At 60.7% G+C, this 16,179-nt stretch carries 14 protein-coding genes and 2 tRNA genes; 7 read left to right on the top strand and 9 right to left on the bottom strand.

Annotation, left to right across the window (positions count from 1 at the left end):
• Positions 1-286: 286 nt before the first annotated feature.
• The 7 genes from AB4072_RS06815 to AB4072_RS06845 all read right to left on the bottom strand — a co-directional run bounded on the left by AB4072_RS06815 (position 287) and on the right by AB4072_RS06845 (position 7,480).
• Positions 287-362: transfer RNA gene (locus AB4072_RS06815), tRNA-Val, on the bottom strand.
• Positions 363-535: 173 nt separating this feature from the next.
• Positions 536-814, bottom strand: coding sequence for an HU family DNA-binding protein (locus tag AB4072_RS06820; RefSeq protein ID WP_112664090.1), 279 nt, complete (start codon positions 812-814; stop codon positions 536-538).
• Positions 815-1,015: 201 nt separating this feature from the next.
• Positions 1,016-3,442 (bottom strand): endopeptidase La, encoded by a 2,427-nt coding sequence (gene lon, locus AB4072_RS06825; RefSeq protein ID WP_441966512.1) that lies wholly within the window; start codon positions 3,440-3,442, stop codon positions 1,016-1,018.
• Positions 3,443-3,656: 214 nt separating this feature from the next.
• A complete protein-coding gene (clpX, locus tag AB4072_RS06830; protein ID WP_441966514.1) occupies positions 3,657-4,925 on the bottom strand; it encodes an ATP-dependent Clp protease ATP-binding subunit ClpX in 1,269 nt (422 codons plus the stop codon).
• A 229-nt stretch (positions 4,926-5,154) separates the two neighbouring features.
• A complete protein-coding gene (locus tag AB4072_RS06835) occupies positions 5,155-5,787 on the bottom strand; it encodes an ATP-dependent Clp protease proteolytic subunit (RefSeq protein WP_441966516.1) in 633 nt (210 codons plus the stop codon).
• Positions 5,788-5,867: 80 nt separating this feature from the next.
• The gene (tig, locus tag AB4072_RS06840) at positions 5,868-7,280 is read right to left on the bottom strand and encodes a trigger factor (RefSeq protein WP_441966518.1); all 1,413 of its coding nucleotides are present in this window, start codon (positions 7,278-7,280) and stop codon (positions 5,868-5,870) included.
• 115 nt (positions 7,281-7,395) lie between these two features.
• Positions 7,396-7,480 (bottom strand) — tRNA-Leu (locus AB4072_RS06845).
• A gap of 133 nt (positions 7,481-7,613) precedes the next feature.
• On the opposite strand from AB4072_RS06845, the gene AB4072_RS06850 reads away from it, so the two are divergent.
• Complete coding sequence (locus AB4072_RS06850) at positions 7,614-9,032, top strand: multicopper oxidase family protein (RefSeq protein WP_441966520.1); 1,419 nt, start codon at positions 7,614-7,616, stop codon at positions 9,030-9,032.
• A 157-nt stretch (positions 9,033-9,189) separates the two neighbouring features.
• On the opposite strand, the gene AB4072_RS06855 is transcribed toward AB4072_RS06850, so the two are convergent.
• Positions 9,190-10,677 (bottom strand): NAD(P)H-hydrate dehydratase, encoded by a 1,488-nt coding sequence (locus tag AB4072_RS06855; RefSeq protein ID WP_441966521.1) that lies wholly within the window; start codon positions 10,675-10,677, stop codon positions 9,190-9,192.
• A gap of 183 nt (positions 10,678-10,860) precedes the next feature.
• Here AB4072_RS06855 and AB4072_RS06860 point away from each other — a divergent pair, with 183 nt between their 5' ends.
• From AB4072_RS06860 to AB4072_RS06875, 4 genes are all read left to right on the top strand, one after another.
• On the top strand, positions 10,861-11,199 hold the full coding sequence (locus AB4072_RS06860) for a P-II family nitrogen regulator (RefSeq protein ID WP_112664083.1): 339 nt from the start codon (positions 10,861-10,863) through the stop codon (positions 11,197-11,199).
• Between the two features lie 63 nt (positions 11,200-11,262).
• Positions 11,263-12,672 carry a type I glutamate--ammonia ligase gene (gene glnA, locus AB4072_RS06865; RefSeq protein ID WP_441966523.1) on the top strand — a complete coding sequence of 470 codons (1,410 nt, stop codon included), beginning with the start codon at positions 11,263-11,265 and terminating at the stop codon, positions 12,670-12,672.
• A gap of 165 nt (positions 12,673-12,837) precedes the next feature.
• Positions 12,838-12,990, top strand: a complete 153-nt coding sequence (locus AB4072_RS06870) for a hypothetical protein (RefSeq protein WP_441966525.1) — start codon at positions 12,838-12,840, stop codon at positions 12,988-12,990.
• A 228-nt stretch (positions 12,991-13,218) separates the two neighbouring features.
• Entirely contained in the window at positions 13,219-13,995 is a 777-nt protein-coding gene (locus AB4072_RS06875; protein WP_441966527.1) for a hypothetical protein, read from the top strand.
• A 105-nt stretch (positions 13,996-14,100) separates the two neighbouring features.
• On the opposite strand, the gene AB4072_RS06880 is transcribed toward AB4072_RS06875, so the two are convergent.
• Positions 14,101-14,802, bottom strand: coding sequence for a helix-turn-helix transcriptional regulator (locus AB4072_RS06880; protein WP_441966529.1), 702 nt, complete (start codon positions 14,800-14,802; stop codon positions 14,101-14,103).
• A gap of 124 nt (positions 14,803-14,926) precedes the next feature.
• Here AB4072_RS06880 and AB4072_RS06885 point away from each other — a divergent pair, with 124 nt between their 5' ends.
• Both AB4072_RS06885 and AB4072_RS06890 read left to right on the top strand, forming a co-directional pair.
• Positions 14,927-15,547 carry a LysE family translocator gene (locus tag AB4072_RS06885; RefSeq protein ID WP_441966530.1) on the top strand — a complete coding sequence of 207 codons (621 nt, stop codon included), beginning with the start codon at positions 14,927-14,929 and terminating at the stop codon, positions 15,545-15,547.
• Between the two features lie 86 nt (positions 15,548-15,633).
• Positions 15,634-15,864, top strand: a complete 231-nt coding sequence (locus AB4072_RS06890) for a hypothetical protein (protein WP_441966532.1) — start codon at positions 15,634-15,636, stop codon at positions 15,862-15,864.
• Positions 15,865-16,179 lie beyond the last annotated feature (315 nt).

A 16,179-nucleotide genomic window follows, 5' to 3' on the forward strand; every position in this document is an offset into this window, starting at 1 on the left:
GCGCTCCAAAGCCTGAAAAGCGGGATTGAAACGAGACAGGAAGAGGAAACGAAAATAACGCCGATCAGAAAGATGGACATTGAGAGAGCCTCCGACTCATAGAGGTAGAATGCCTCAACATGGTTCACAAAAACTTAATTTCGTTACATTGAAACAGTGTTTGACAGGCACTTCCCTCGAGCGCAACTAAATTCGTAGCGTTTGGTTATCTGCCGCAGGTTGCGCGAGGCTGTTGTTTCGACGTCAGCGCGACATCGAAGGGGCCGGATCATCCGGACTTGCGAAATGGTGGGCGGTGACGGGCTCGAACCGCCGACCCTCTCGGTGTAAACGAGATGCTCTACCAACTGAGCTAACCGCCCTTAGAGCATGACCCCGTCTAAACGTTGGCCGGACTCTAAATTCGTTACCCTGCGTGATCCTTTGGAAAACCCGGTTTCGGGTTTCAGGATCATGCGTCAGTCTCCGACATAAAAAAAGAAGACCGACAACGCAAGCGTGGCCGGCCCTCTTTGAGACAAAAACGTAATCGGTATTACTTGCCGTTCACGGCGTCCTTCAGGCCCGCGCCAGCGCGGAACTTCGGGGTCTTCGAAGCCGGAACCTTAACCTTTTCGCCGGTGCGCGGATTGCGCGCTTCGCCAGCGGCGCGGTTCGTCACGACAAAAGTGCCGAAACCAACGATCTTGACCTCGTCGCCCTTCTTAAGAGCGCCCGTGATAGCCTCGATGGCGGCGTCGATAGCCTCGCCAGCCTGACCCTTGGACAAACCGACCTTATCGGCAACGGCAGCAACGAGCTCGCCTTTATTCATATCATTAACCTCCAATGATCGCAGCGGCTCGGAATGACTATGCTGGCCGCCGCTTCAGGGATGAACCGTGTGGCCCAAAGCCAACCCGCTTGCAACCCCTGAAACGGCTAAAATGAGCCATTTTTCGACATTCCACATCAAAAATAAGCCCCCGGATTCTTCATCCGGGGGCTTTTTCAAAGCATGCCGTTACGGCAGAGGTTAATGGGCGATTACTCCGACCGATTCGTCATCAGCCGCAGGAGCCTTTGGAAGGGCTGCCGCTGTCTCGTCCCATTCGATGGGCTCCGGCATGCGGATCAAGGCATGCTGAAGAACCTGATCCATGCGCGAGACCGGCACGATCTCGAGGCCGTTCTTCACGCTGGCCGGGAGATCGATCAGATCCTTGCTGTTTTCCTCGGGGATAAGGACCTTCTTGATGCCGCCTCGCAGCGCCGCCAGAAGCTTTTCCTTCAACCCGCCGATAGGGAGCACACGGCCGCGTAGGGTCACCTCACCCGTCATCGCGATATCCCGGCGAACCGGAATGCCCGTGAAGACCGAGACGATAGCGGTCGCCATCGCGATGCCGGCCGAGGGACCATCCTTCGGCGTCGCACCTTCCGGAACGTGCACGTGGATGTCCTTGCGATCGAACATCGGCGGCTCGACGCCGAAATCGACGGCCCGCGAGCGGACGTAGGACGCCGCAGCGGAAATCGATTCCTTCATCACATCGCGCAGATTGCCGGTGACGGTCATCTTGCCCTTGCCGGGCATCATGACGCCTTCGATGGTGAGCAACTCGCCGCCCACTTCGGTCCAGGCAAGACCCGTGACCGCGCCGACCATATCCTCGGTTTCCACCTCGCCATAGCGATGCCGCGGCGGGCCCAGGAATTCGGCCAGGTTCGTCGGGGAGACCTCGACGCTCTTGACCTTGGTCAGCAGAATGTCCTTCACGGCCTTTCGGGCCAGGTTGGCAATCTCGCGTTCCAGGTTACGCACGCCCGCCTCGCGGGTGTAGCGGCGGATCAGGAGCATCAGCCCGTCATCGGTGATCGACCATTCCTTTTCCACCAGACCGTGCTTCTTCAAGGCCGACGGAATCAGGTGCGTGCGAGCGATCTCGGCCTTCTCTTCCTCGGTGTAACCCGCGATGCGAATCACTTCCATACGGTCGAGAAGAGGTGCCGGGATGTTCAACGTGTTGGCCGTCGTCACGAACATCACGTTCGACAGGTCGTAATCGACCTCGAGGTAATGATCGTTGAACGTGTTGTTCTGCTCGGGATCGAGCACTTCGAGCAGCGCCGCCGACGGATCGCCACGGAAGTCCATGCCCATCTTGTCGATCTCGTCGAGCAAGATGAGAGGATTGGACGTCTTCGCCTTGCGCATCGACTGGATGATCTTACCGGGCATCGAGCCGATATAGGTGCGGCGGTGACCACGGATCTCGGATTCGTCGCGAACGCCTCCAAGGGACATACGCACGAACTCGCGTCCCGTAGCCTTGGCGAGCGACTTGCCGAGTGAGGTCTTACCAACGCCGGGAGGACCGACGAGGCAGAGGATCGGACCCGTCAACTTGTTGGCGCGCTGCTGGACCGCGAGATACTCGACGATGCGCTCTTTGACCTTGTCGAGGCCGTAGTGATCCGCATCGAGCAGATCCTGCGCTCCCTTGAGATCCTTGCGCATCTTCGAGCGACGGTTCCACGGAATGCTGAGCAGCCAATCGAGATAGTTACGCACGACGGTCGCTTCCGCCGACATGGGCGACATCTGGCGGAGCTTCTTCAACTCGCCCATCGCCTTTTCGCGGGCTTCCTTCGAGAACTTGGTCTTCTGGATCTTGTCTTCCAGTTCGGCCAACTCGTCGCGACCTTCGTCGTCGCCAAGCTCCTTCTGGATCGCTTTCATCTGCTCGTTCAGATAGTACTCGCGTTGCGTCTTCTCCATCTGACGCTTCACGCGGGTGCGAATCCGCTTCTCGACCTGCAGGACGGAGATTTCGCTCTCCATCAGGCCAAGAACCTTCTCCAGCCGCGCGGCGACAGTCGGCGTCTCCAGGATCGTCTGCTTGTCGGCGATCTTGATGGCGAGGTGCGAGGCAATGGTGTCGGCGAGCTTCGAGGGCTCATCGAGCTGAGTCACGGCGGAAACGACTTCCGGCGACACCTTCTTGTTGAGCTTCACATAGTTCTCGAATTCGGAGACCACTGAGCGGGCAAGCGCCTCCGCCTCGATCTGGTCGCCCAGATCGTCAGGAAGGGCCTCGGCCTCAGCCTCATAGAATTCCTCAGTGCGGGTATAGACGGTCACATTCGCGCGGGTCACGCCCTCGACCAGCACTTTCACGGTGCCGTCGGGCAGCTTGAGAAGCTGCAGAACGTTTGCGAGCGTTCCGACCTTGTAGATCCCTTCCGCAGCCGGATCGTCCTCGGTCGCATCGATCTGCGTCGCAAGGAGGATCGGACGGTCGGCTTTGACGACCTCTTCCAAGGCTCGGATGGATTTTTCGCGCCCTACGAAGAGCGGCACGATCATATGCGGAAAGACGACAATATCGCGCAACGGCAGGACAGCGTATGTCCCGGTCGAACCCGGAACGATCGGCTGGCGTGGCTTCGATTGTGTCATGAGACTTCCTTTCGACAGCGTCCGCCTACCCCTCCAACGAGCGAGTTCGCGAACGGGAAACCGGAACGCTCAGGCTGGGATTCGGCTGCGTCCGGGCCTGGAACCATCCCTCGAAGAATGAGCGGAAAACCTCCAGGCGAGTAATGATGTGGCGTGTCGGACACTGGCTTTCAAGGATGTGTCCGGCACGCTTTGCCGCATGATTCCGACGGCGTTACGCACTCGCGCTCGCTGGCTGATCAGCCCGGTCGCCATGGATGAAAAGCGGCTTCGCCTTCCCTTCCACGACCTCGGGACCGATGACCACCTGCTCCACCGAGTCGAGACCCGGCAGGTCGTACATGGTCTCGAGCAGGATGCCCTCCATGATGGAGCGCAAGCCGCGCGCGCCGGTCTTTCTCTCGATTGCCTTGCGGGCAATGAGGGACATCGCTTCCTCCTGGAAGGTGAGGCTCACGTTCTCCATTTCGAAGAGGCGTTGATATTGCTTCACCAGGGCGTTCTTCGGTTCTTGCAGGATGCGCTTGAGAGCGATCTCGTCCAGATCTTCTAGAGTCGCGATCACCGGGAGACGGCCTACGAATTCGGGGATGAGGCCGAATTTCAGCAGATCCTCGGGCTCGACCTCACGGAAGATTTCGCCGGTGCGGCGATCATCCGGGGATTGAACCGCAGCGCCAAAGCCGATGGAAGTCCCCTTCCCGCGACCGGAGATGATGCGCTCCAGTCCTGCGAAGGCGCCGCCGCAGATGAACAGGATGTTGGTCGTGTCCACCTGCAGGAACTCCTGCTGCGGATGCTTTCGGCCGCCTTGAGGAGGCACGGAGGCGACGGTGCCTTCCATGATCTTCAGAAGGGCCTGCTGCACGCCCTCGCCCGAAACATCCCTCGTGATCGATGGATTGTCGGACTTGCGGGAAATCTTGTCGATCTCGTCGATGTAGACGATACCGCGCTGCGCCCGCTCCACGTTGTAGTCGGAGGCCTGAAGCAGCTTCAGGATGATGTTTTCCACATCCTCGCCCACGTAGCCCGCCTCGGTCAGCGTCGTGGCGTCGGCCATGGTGAACGGCACGTCCAGGATGCGGGCAAGGGTCTGCGCGAGCAGCGTCTTGCCCGAACCGGTCGGACCAATCAGGAGGATATTGGACTTCGCCAGCTCGACGTCGTTGTGCTTCGTCGCGTGGGCGAGACGCTTGTAGTGGTTATGGACCGCGACCGAGAGGACCTTCTTCGCGTATTCCTGACCGATCACATAATCGTCCAGGACACGGCTGATTTCCTTCGGGGTCGGAACGCCGTCCCTCGATTTCACAAGCGAGGACTTCGATTCCTCGCGGATGATGTCCATGCAAAGCTCGACGCATTCATCGCAAATGAACACCGTCGGGCCAGCGATCAGCTTACGGACCTCGTGCTGGCTCTTGCCGCAGAAGGAGCAGTAAAGCGTGCTCTTGGAGTCGTTGCCGCCAGCCTTGCTCATTTATCACATCTCCAATCAGTGCCCGGCGCGAACCTTAGCCGACCGTGCACCTCTTAAATGTAGTGGCATCAGAACTAATGAAAGGTTCAGATGTCGATTCGAGGCCTCACATTTGCGTTGCTTCTCGAATCCCTATGCAAACACGCGAAAAGCGCGCGATCAATAGAAACGGGCCCAGACGCTAAAAAGACGCACCGGACCCGCCTTTATCCCCAGCTATTAGGGGGAATTAAGTCACCGGTGCGGCAGGCTCGGGGCGCTTCGCCAACACCTGATCGATGATACCGAACTCCTTGGCCGCATCGGCGGTCATGAAGTTGTCGCGTTCCAGGGCCTGCTCCACGGCGCCGATGTCGTTGCCCGTGTGCTTCACGTAGATCTCATTGAGACGACGCTTCAAGGCCTCGCTCTCGCGAGCATGGATCATGATGTCCGTCACCTGCCCCTGGTACCCGCCGGAGGGCTGGTGGACCATGATTCGGGCATTCGACAAGGCGAAGCGCATGTCCTTCTCGCCGGCGCAGAGCAGCAGCGAGCCCATTGAGGCGGCCTGGCCCACGCAGAGCGTCGAAACCGGGCAGCGGATGAACTGCATGGTGTCGTAAATCGACAGGCCGGAGGTCACGACGCCGCCGGGCGAGTTGATATAGAAGGAAATTTCCTTCTTCGGGTTCTCGGCTTCGAGGAACAGAAGCTGCGCCACGATGAGCGACGCAGAATAGTCTTCGACCGGACCCGTGAGGAAAATAATCCGCTCGCGCAGGAGGCGCGAATAGATATCGAATGCACGCTCGCCCCGGTTCGATTGCTCGACCACCATCGGCACGAGCGTGCTGTTATAGACCTCTATCGGATCTCTCATCGTCTCACTGCTCCAAAGTCGGCTGCGCGGATGCGCAGCCGTCAGAATTGATGCAAACAGCGAGACGCCTTAACGGGCGGTTACTCGCTTTTGCTGGCCTTTTTTCCGCCCTTGGCCTTGGTGGACTTGCCCTTCGCCTTCGAAGAGCCCTCTTCGGACTCGTCATCGGCGAACAGTTCGTCCTTCGACACGGATTCGTCCACTACCTTTACCTGAGAAAGGAGATGGTCGACCACCTTCTCCTCGAACAGAGGTGCGCGGATTTCAGCCAAGGCTTGTGGATTCTTCTGGTAGAATTCCCAAACCTGCTTTTCCTGGCCGGGATACTGGCGGACCCGCTCGATGAGAGCCTGGGTGACCTCATCGTCGGAGATCTTGATATCGGCCTTCTCACCGATCTGCGCAAGAACCAGACCGAGACGAACGCGACGCTCGGCGATCTTGTGGTAATCGGCCTTGGCCTCTTCCTCGGTGGTCTCTTCGTCGGCGAAGGTCCGGTTGTTGGACTTCATCTCGCCTTCGACCTGAGCCCAGATCGCAGTGAATTCCTGCTCGACGAGGCTCGGGGGCAACTCGAAGCTATACTTGCCGTCGAGAGCGTCCAGCAGATCCTTCTTGACCTTGCGGCGGGCCTGGGCGTCGAAATCGCGCTGGATGGCGGAAGTGATCGCTTCCTTCAGCTTGTCGAGCGATTCCATGCCGAAGCCCTTGGCGAGCTCGTCATCGATCTTCGTCTCGCCGGGAGCCTCGACTTCCTTCACGGTAACGTCGAATTCCGCGTCCTTACCGGCCAGGTGAGCGGCCATGTAGTTCACAGGGAAAGCGACCTTCACCAGCTTGGTGTCGCCGGCCTTGAGGCCGATGAGCTGATCTTCGAAGCCGGGGATGAAGGTGTTCGAGCCGAGTTCGACGCGGACGTCCTCACCCTTGCCGCCCTGGAACTCTTCGCCGTCGATGCGGCCGACGAAATCGGTCACGACGCGGTCGCCGTTGGCGGCCTTGCCCTTCTTGGTCTCGTAGGTCGCGTTCTGCTTGGCCATGCGGGCCAGCGATTCGTTGACCTCTTCGTCCGAGACCTTGGCAACGGGCTTCTTGACCGTCACGTCGGACACGTTGGCCAGCTCGAAGACCGGCAGGACTTCGAGCGCGACCGTGAAGGCCAGATCGCCCTTGGCGTCCATGACCTTCTCGACCTCGGCCTTGTCCTCGGGGAAGACAACCTGCGGCTCGAAGGCGAGCTTGAGGTTGTTGTCCTCGACAATCTTGCGGTTCGCCTCGTTGACGGCGTTCTGCACGACATCGCCCATGACCGAACGGCCATAGACGCGGCGCAGATGGGCCAGCGGCACCTTGCCGGGGCGGAAACCGTTGATCCGCACGCGATCCTTGATGTTCACCAGTTCGCTGCTGAGACGCTGCTCCAGTTCTGCCACCGGAAGCACGACCTTGAATTCTCTCTTCAGGCCCTGGGACAGAGTTTCCGTCACCTGCATGATTTTAACTGCCTTCGTTTACTTGAAAAAATCGTCATCCCAGGCTCCGGACGGGACGGCGGCACGCCCACACCCCGATCCAGAGAAACCATCCGGATACCAACCCTGACGAGATTGGTGCGGGCGGAGGGACTCGAACCCCCACGACTTTCGCCGCTGGAACCTAAATCCAGTGCGTCTACCAATTCCGCCACGCCCGCGCGGAAAGATGGCGCTATAATCACACCACCCTCGTCCGGGACGCGGCTCTATAGCATCTTTGCGAGCCGACGCATCAAAAAAGTTCGCGATCGGGCCAAGGCCCTCGAAAGGTCGAAAGCTATGGTGAGGCTCATGCCGAACGACCTAACGGAAAGCCTTTTCGAGGTGCCGGGAGCCAACTCCGCACCGCTGACGCGCCGCCTCTTCGGCCTGGGTCTTTCGGTCAGCGTTTTATCGCTTTCCGGCAAAGCTTTATCTAAAAATTCGGATCCAAAAAACAAGGACCGTCCTCAAGCGGACGGCCCATTGCACTGGCGTGCGCGCCCCTCCCCGGCCCGCATCCGCCCCGGCGCGGCAGGCCAGGCCGAGACCTGGACCTTCGGCGGGTCAGCGGGCGGGGTCGCCAAACTGAAAGTCGGCGAAGAACTGCGCCTGCGCCTGACCAACGAAACGCCTAAACCCCTCTCGCTCCATTGGCATGGTGTGCGTGGCCCGAATGCGATGGACGGCGTCGGCGGCTTGACGCAGGAGCCCGTCGCTCCCGGTCAAAGCTTCGACTATCGCTTCACACCGCCGGATTCCGGCACATTCCTCATCAGGCCGTGCGTCCCCGGTGGCAGCGCCGAACCGGCCGGACGCGGTCTGACTGGCCTCCTGATCGTCGAGGAGAGCGCTCCACCCGAGGTCGACCAGGATCTCCTACTTCTCGTGGACGATTGGAAATTGGCGGACGACGGAGCGCTCGCGCCTTTCGAACCGACAGCATCCGCCCAGCCTTCGGGACGCCTCGGCAATGTTCTGACGATCAATCGCCAAGCCGTCCCGATGAAGGTCGAGACCGCCCCCGGCAGCCGCATTCGCCTGCGGCTCGCCAACGCCTGCAACGCTCGCACGATGCGGCTGCGTTTCGACGGATTGAAGCCTTACGTGATCGCGGTGGACAGCCAGCCGACCGACACCTTCGAGCCGCTGAGGGCCTCGCTGCCCTTTCCACCCGGCACCCGCTACGACGTGATGATGGATCTGCCTGCAGAGGCTGGGGCGACGGGCACCCTCATCGCCCAGATCGGGGATGGGATCGCGCTCGCGCAGTTTACGACCGCTGGCGAAAAACGAGTCGAGCTTTCCACGATAACGCCCTTGTCGGAAAACAAGAAACTCCCAACAGAGATCAAGCTCCAGAACGCGATCCGCAAAGACGTGACCATCGAAACAAGCGAAGCCGGCTCGACCCGCTGGACCATCAACGGCACGCCGGGAACGGCCAAGATGCCACCTCTGGCAAGCGTGCCCCGAGGCTCCCCGGTCGTCCTCGCTCTGACGAACAAAACGCCTTTCACCCAGCCCTTCCACCTCCACGGCCACGTCTTCCGCCTGCTGCACGCCCTCGATGACGGCTGGGAGCCCTACTTCCTCGACACCGTTCAGGTGCCGGAAAACCGCACAATCCGCATCGCCTTCGTCGCCGACAACCCCGGCAAATGGCTCCTGGCCTCGACGGTGATGGAGCGGTTCGATGCAGGGCTGTGGACGTGGGTGGAGGTGAGTTGAGGAGCAATGCCCAAGGCGTGGATGCTCGGCACAAGGCCGGGCATGACGGAATGCGCTTGCTATTGAAGGTAACCCGCGTCATCACCGGGCTTGTCCCCACGCCTTTGACGCGGCGTGATTGTTGAACTCTCGACCTCTCCCTTACCAAGGGAGTGGCCTACCCCAACAATCCCCGCAAAACCCCCGGCACCTGCTCCGGCAGGTCCTCCGCGATCAGCCCCGGCCCAAACGCCGCCCCCGCTTCCGCGTGGATCCACACGCCTGCGCAGGCGGCTTCGAACGCTGGCATGCCCTGAGCCATCAGACCACCGATCATGCCGCAGAGAGTGTCGCCGGAGCCGGCGGTGGCGAGATGGGGCGTGCCGTTTTCGTTGATCGCCGCGCGTCCGTCGGGAGCGGCGATGACCGTGTCCGCGCCCTTGAGCACCACCACCGCGCCGAGATAGGCCGCCGCGCGGCGCGTCCGCTCCAGTTTCGAGGGCGGATCGAGGATATCGGAATGGCCGGAGAACAGGCGGGCGAATTCGCCGGTGTGGGGTGTGATCACCGTCGGCGCTGAACGGAAGGCTTGGTGGAGTTCTGAAGCCAGCCCTTCGAAGGAGGTCAGGGCATCGGCATCGAGCACGAGGCTTCGGCGGGCCTGAATGGCAACAGTGACCATGGCGCGAGTGCCCGAGTGGACCCCTAAGGCGGGTCCCATGATCAGCGAATTGAAACGCGGGTCCTTCAGAATTTCGGCCAACCCTTCCGGCCCATCGCAGCCGCGCAGCATGATGGCGGTCAGATGAGCCGCGTTGACCCCGAGCGCTTCCGGCGGGGATGCCACGGTGACGAGCCCTGCTCCGATCCGCAAAGCCGCGCGTGCCGCCATGCGCGCCGCGCCGGTCCGCACCGCCCCACCGGAAACCACGAGCGTATGACCGCGATCGTATTTGTGCGAGGCGAGTCCCGGTTTGGGGAAACGAGATAACCAGAGCCCCGGATGGTTGGCGAAGGTTTTGGCGTGAAGCGAAGCCAGGATCTGCGCGCCGATCCCGATATCGGCGACCTCGACAGGGCCGGCATAATCCCGCCCCGGAAGCAGAAGGTGTCCAGGTTTGCGGGTACCGAACGTGACGGTCCTTGTGGCGCGCACCGCGATTGCGTGCGGCGCACCCGTATCCGCGTCGATGCCGGAGGGCAGGTCCACCGCCACGACCGGCCGGTGGGAGGCATTCACCTGCTCGATGACTCGCCACGCCTCTCCTTCGATTTCCCGCGAGAGGCCCGTGCCGAACAAAGCGTCGACGATCAGGTCGGCTTCCGAGAACGGCGCGCCATCGGCGGAAATAGTGGTTCCGCTCCACCGGGTGGCGGCGATGGCCGCGTCGCCGCGCAGCCGTGTTCTGTCGCCTAGCAGCGCGAGGATCACCTCGAACCCCTCGTTGGCAAACCGGCTCGCGGCAACGAACCCGTCTCCGCCGTTCTGGCCCGGCCCGGCCAAAACGAGAATACGCGCTCCGGGCGAGACCATCGTCGTGGCCGTGTCGGCCACCGCACGACCAGCGCGGCTCATGAGTTCGATGCCGGGCGTGCCCGCATCTATGGCCAGGGCATCCGCCCGCCTCGTCTCATTGGCGCTGAGGAGAAATTCCTTTTCCTTCATCGCTTGAAAATGCCTCAATTTTCTAAGGAAACGGTGACCGAAATCGCAACTGCACAAACTTTGATCATTTGATGCTTATGAGATATGCAAAACATGCACTCCTGGGAGCAGGACCGCGTGGAAGAGAGCCGTTATTTGATGCTAAGAGCGGCAATAGCACGAGATGAAGGCAGCCCATCGACCATGAAAAAGATCGAAGCCATCATTAAACCTTTCAAGCTTGATGAGGTGAAGGAAGCCCTCCAGGAGGTCGGCCTCCAGGGAATTACGGTCATCGAAGCCAAGGGTTTCGGCCGTCAGAAGGGCCACACCGAACTCTACCGGGGTGCAGAATACGTCGTCGACTTTCTGCCCAAGGTAAAACTTGAAATCGTCCTCTCCGATGACCTCGTCGAAGGCGCCGTCGAGGCGATCCGCAAGGCCGCGCAAACCGGCCGGATCGGTGACGGCAAGATTTTCGTGTCGAGTGTGGAAGAAGCCATTCGCATTCGGACGGGCGAGACCGGATCCGACGCGATCTGATCCGTCACAACAACCCCCGGCCCAATGCCGAGGAATTCTCAAGGGTAGAAGGACCACGCAATCATGAAGACCGCCAAGGATGTGCTGAAGGCGATTAAAGACAACGACATCAAGTATGTCGATTTCCGTTTCACGGATCCGCGCGGCAAGTGGCAGCACGTGACGTTCGACGTCTCCATCGTCGATGAAGAACTGTTCGCTGACGGGATCATGTTCGACGGTTCGTCCATCGCCGGCTGGAAGGCGATCAACGAGTCGGACATGACCCTCATGCCCGATCCGGCAACCGCGACCCTCGATCCGTTCTTCTCGGCGGCGACCCTCTCCATCGTCTGCGACATTCTCGAGCCGGCCACGGGCGAGCCCTATAACCGCGATCCGCGCGGCATCGCCAAGAAGGCCGAGGCCTACCTGAAGTCGACCGGCATCGGCGACACGATCTTCGTCGGCCCGGAGGCCGAGTTCTTCGTGTTCGACGACGTGAAGTTCATGACGAGCCCCTACAATACGGGCTTCAAGCTCGATGCATCGGAACTGCCGACCAACGGCGACACGGATTACGAGGGCGGCAATCTCGGCCACCGCATTCCGATCAAGGGCGGCTACTTCCCGGTTCCGCCGCTGGATTCGGCGCAGGACATGCGCGGTGAGATGCTCGCGGCCATGGCGTCCATGGGCGTCGCGGTCGAAAAGCACCACCACGAAGTGGCGTCCGCTCAGCACGAACTCGGCATGAAGTTCGACACGCTGCTCCACACGGCGGACCTGATGCAGGTCTACAAGTACTGCATTCACAACGTGGCGCAATCCTACGGCAAGACCGCGACGTTCATGCCGAAGCCGGTCTATGGCGACAACGGCTCGGGCATGCACGTGCACCAGTCGATCTGGAAGGGCGGCAAGCCCCTCTTCGCGGGCAACAAGTATGCGGACCTCAGCCAGGAGTGCCTGTACTACATCGGCGGCATCATCAAGCATGCCAAGTCGCTGAATGCCTTCACCAACCCGTCGACGAACTCCTACAAGCGTCTCGTTCCGGGCTATGAGGCTCCGGTGCTGCTGGCCTACTCGGCCCGTAACCGCTCCGCGTCCTGCCGTATTCCGTGGACGACGTCGCCGAAGGCCAAGCGCGTCGAGGTTCGCTTCCCCGATCCGGCAGCGAATCCGTACCTCGCCTTCGCCGCCATGCTCATGGCCGGCCTCGACGGCATCGTGAACAAGATCGATCCGGGCGCAGCCATGGACAAGGATCTCTACGATCTGCCGCCGCGCGAACTGAAGAAGATCCCGACCGTTTGCGGCTCGCTCCGCGAAGCGCTCGCGAGCCTCGACAAGGACCGCGCGTACCTCAAGGCCGGCGGCGTGTTCAACGACGACTTCATCGACAGCTACATCGAGCTGAAGATGACGGAAGTCGCCCGCTTCGAAATGACGCCTCACCCGGTCGAATTCGAGATGTACTATTCCTGCTAACAGGAACAGAGTTTCCTCCCGGTTGCGAGACCCGCAGCCCCCTAGCCGGAGCCCTCGTGGCTCCGGCTTTTTATTGAGCGCGTGCTTTCTGCTTTGCTCCTCTCCCCATGCCCTCGCTGCTCGACGCCCTATCATCGAGTTGGCGGAACAGAGGGAGATGATGAGATGAAACTCGATATCTACAGAAACCAGGTCGCCACCCTGACGAACTACGCCGTCGGTACGCTTAAAGAAAACGCCGTGATGATCGCGGCCTCCTACGCCCGAACGCCGGAGGAGTTGGGGAGGAGTTGGAGAGAGAGGCACGGCCCTTGGTGAGTTGCACCTCGCAATGACGCCGCTGCTCGCGCGCGAGATAGCAGAGGAACTATGGCAAGCCGCTGAGGCAACGCGACGGGAATAGGGCAAAGCCCGGCGTTTGGTGATCTGGCCGAGTTCGAGCGCTCCGGAAGGACTGAGCGGCCGGCCACTGCCGGTTGCAGGCTGGACAGCCCGCGACGCCTTCAGGTAAAGCGAATGTCGTAACGCTATCTCACAGCACGACAGATGTTCCCGCACCGCAAGACGCTCTTCGAATCCGCCAATCTCCGTGTCGTGGCCCACGAGTTCGGAACGCCGACGCTCGCTGTCACCTTTTGGGCCTTCCGGCTGAACCCCACCAAAGAGGACGAAGGGTTCGCGGAGGGGTTCTTTTACTCTCGGCAGATGGATTGCGTATGCGTGATTTGTGAGGGGAACTGCTGGTTCCAATACCCGGAGACGGGGCTTGCGATAAAGGCCATCGCCGAGCACGTGGCGCGCTACCAACGTGTCGTCACCTACGGGTCGAGCATGGGCGGCTATGGGGCCTTGGCGTTCAATGCAATGTTGCGCCCCGATGCTGTCATCTCCATGGTGCCGCGGGCCAGCTTCAAGATGCACGAAACGGCCTTTGACCCGAGATCGCGCCCGGAGCGTAAGGGCCTGGTGCAATGGTGTGGCGGCATCGACCCTTGGACGACGCGTAGCGGTTCGGAACCGGAGACGTATATCTTCTACGACCCGGCTTATTCGCTTGACCGTCGCCACTACGACATGATCGCTGCGGCCATTCCCACGACGCCGATCCCGATGCCTGGTTCAGACCACCTGGTGGCGACCTTCATGCGAGAGATCGGCGTCCTTCAGGAAGCCGTGATCGCGATCATTCAGGGCGACTTCGATAAGCGGGCGCTCCGGCGCAAGGTCAGAGAGCTCCGCATGAATTCCGACCAATACAAGAACACCCTGCAAGTGCGCCTTACCGCGAGAGCGGACAGGGTCAGGTCACCCGAATTTTCTTGACCGAACCCGTCGCGGCGGTAACCGTCTTGCGATAAAATCCTCGATCGCCCTCGCGCCAAGCGGCAAGCGCTCTCGACCGGAATAGGGCAAAGCTCAGCGGGTGGCTCACGAGGAGCGCGAGCTTTGACTCGTTCCCCAACCGGCCACCCATCGGCTTCTCAGGTCGTCGCCCTCACCCTTGAAGAATGCATCAATCAACGAACTCTCCGCTACGCGATCGGCACGGAAATTACGCAAAGCCTGCCGCAACTCGCACCATGCGACGATGTTCGCGGTCTCCGAATAGTATATGAGCGCAACCGGACGGATTGTTCGCCGGGTCGCGCGTCCCTCTTCGTCGCGATAGTCGATTTCGATCTTCTGCTCATCGCGAATCGCTCCCCTGATGACAGCTAAATCGATTTTCCCGGGCGACAGTGCAACTGCTCCCCAAGCATAAAGGGCTTTGGTTTCAAGCGCCCGACGAAGCGGCGGAGGCATCGCTGCCGCAATCTTCTGGTTCACGCGCTTCGCTGCATTCTTGAGCCCTGAATCGCCGGTCCGCTCCAGCAAAGCGAGCGCGAGAACAATGGCCTCCGTTTCCTCGATGGAGAACATGAGCGGCGGCAGATCGAAACCGGCGCGCAGGCGATAGCCGATGCCCCGCCCGCCCTGGATCGGCACACGCATGGCCTGAAGGGCGGTGATGTCCCGGTAGATGGATCGCGATGTCACGGAAAGACTTTCTCCGATCTGCGTCGCTGTCAGAGGGCCATCCGCAATTCGCAGCATCTGGATGATCTCGAAGAGACGCGATGCCTTGCGCATTTGCCTTCCCCTCTTTCGCAACTGACACAACGCTGTCAGTTATCGCTGTGATCAGCCCGTATATCCCGTTGAAAAGAAACGGTTAGTGTCAGATTGCTATGTTCTGCATCAACAGGCAACTGACATGACCTACACCGAAAATCTCTGGCTCTTCTCGTTTCTTCTTTTCGGCATCATCGTCGTGCCGGGCATGGATATGCTCTTCGTTCTCGCCAATTCGCTGAACGGCGGACGGCGTGCGGGCCTTGCGGCAACGGGAGGCATCATGATCGGCGGCGCGGTGCACACCGCCTTCGGCGCACTCGGTGTCGGGCTGCTGACACGCCTCGATCCGTCCGTCTTCACAGCCCTTCTTTATGCGGGCGCGGCCTATATGGCGTGGATCGGCATCACCCTTCTTCGCAGCTCCATCACGGTCAGCGGCGTCGATGCAGCGCAAAGTCGGTCTTTGTGGATGGCCTTCCGGCAAGGCACCATGACATGCCTGCTCAACCCGAAAGCCTATCTCTTCGTGCTGGCCGTCTATCCGCAATTCATGCTGCCGCAATACGGCGCGATCTGGATGCAGGCTCTGACCATGGGCGTGCTGACGGTGTTCATGCAGTTTGCCATCTATGGCGGCCTCGCCTTTGCGGCGGGAACGAGCCGGACGTTTCTCGTGTCGCGGCCGCGCGCCACCATGATGATCGGACGCGGCGCGGGCCTCGTCTTCATCCTCGTGGCGGTCATGACGGTGTTGCGCTGACGGGAACTTTTGCGCAATCGCTGCGCGGCCATGATTGAGCGCGGCCGCGCCCTATCATCTCCCGAACGCTTTTCTTGGAGGTGGGGATGAAACTCGATGTCGATCGCGCCCTGGTTGCCACGCTCGCAAACTACGCTGTCGGCACACTGGGTGAGCGGGACGTGATGATCGTCCTCTCCTATGCGCGGACACCGGACGAAAGCGAGCGCGGCGTCGCGCTTGGCGAGCTTCACCTCTCGGTTCCTCCCGATATGGCCCGCCAGATCGCCGAAGAACTCTGGCAGGCGGCGGAAGATACGAGGCAGGAGCCGGACTAGAAGCCGGAGCAAAAAGTGAAGGCGGACCCGGTCAGCTCGCGGCTTGCAGCTTCGGGCGGAAATACTGGAGATGATCTACCCGCTTCGTCAGGATTGCGCACTCGGCAGCCGCCCTTCCCATGTCTCGTCCTGAGCGCGACGCGTCAAAGCAAAAGGCCCGGTGTTTCCACCGGGCTTTTTTCCATCCGCGAGGACAGATCTTAGTAGCTGCTGAACTTGTAGTTCAGGCCAGCGCGAACAACACCGAACTCGTTGTTCTTGCGGTTGCCGCCAAAGTCGAACTCGTTGACGAAGAAGCGATCGCTGCCGCGCTCC

Source organism: Microvirga sp. 2MCAF38, assembly GCF_052115485.1.
GTDB lineage: Bacteria > Pseudomonadota > Alphaproteobacteria > Rhizobiales > Beijerinckiaceae > Microvirga.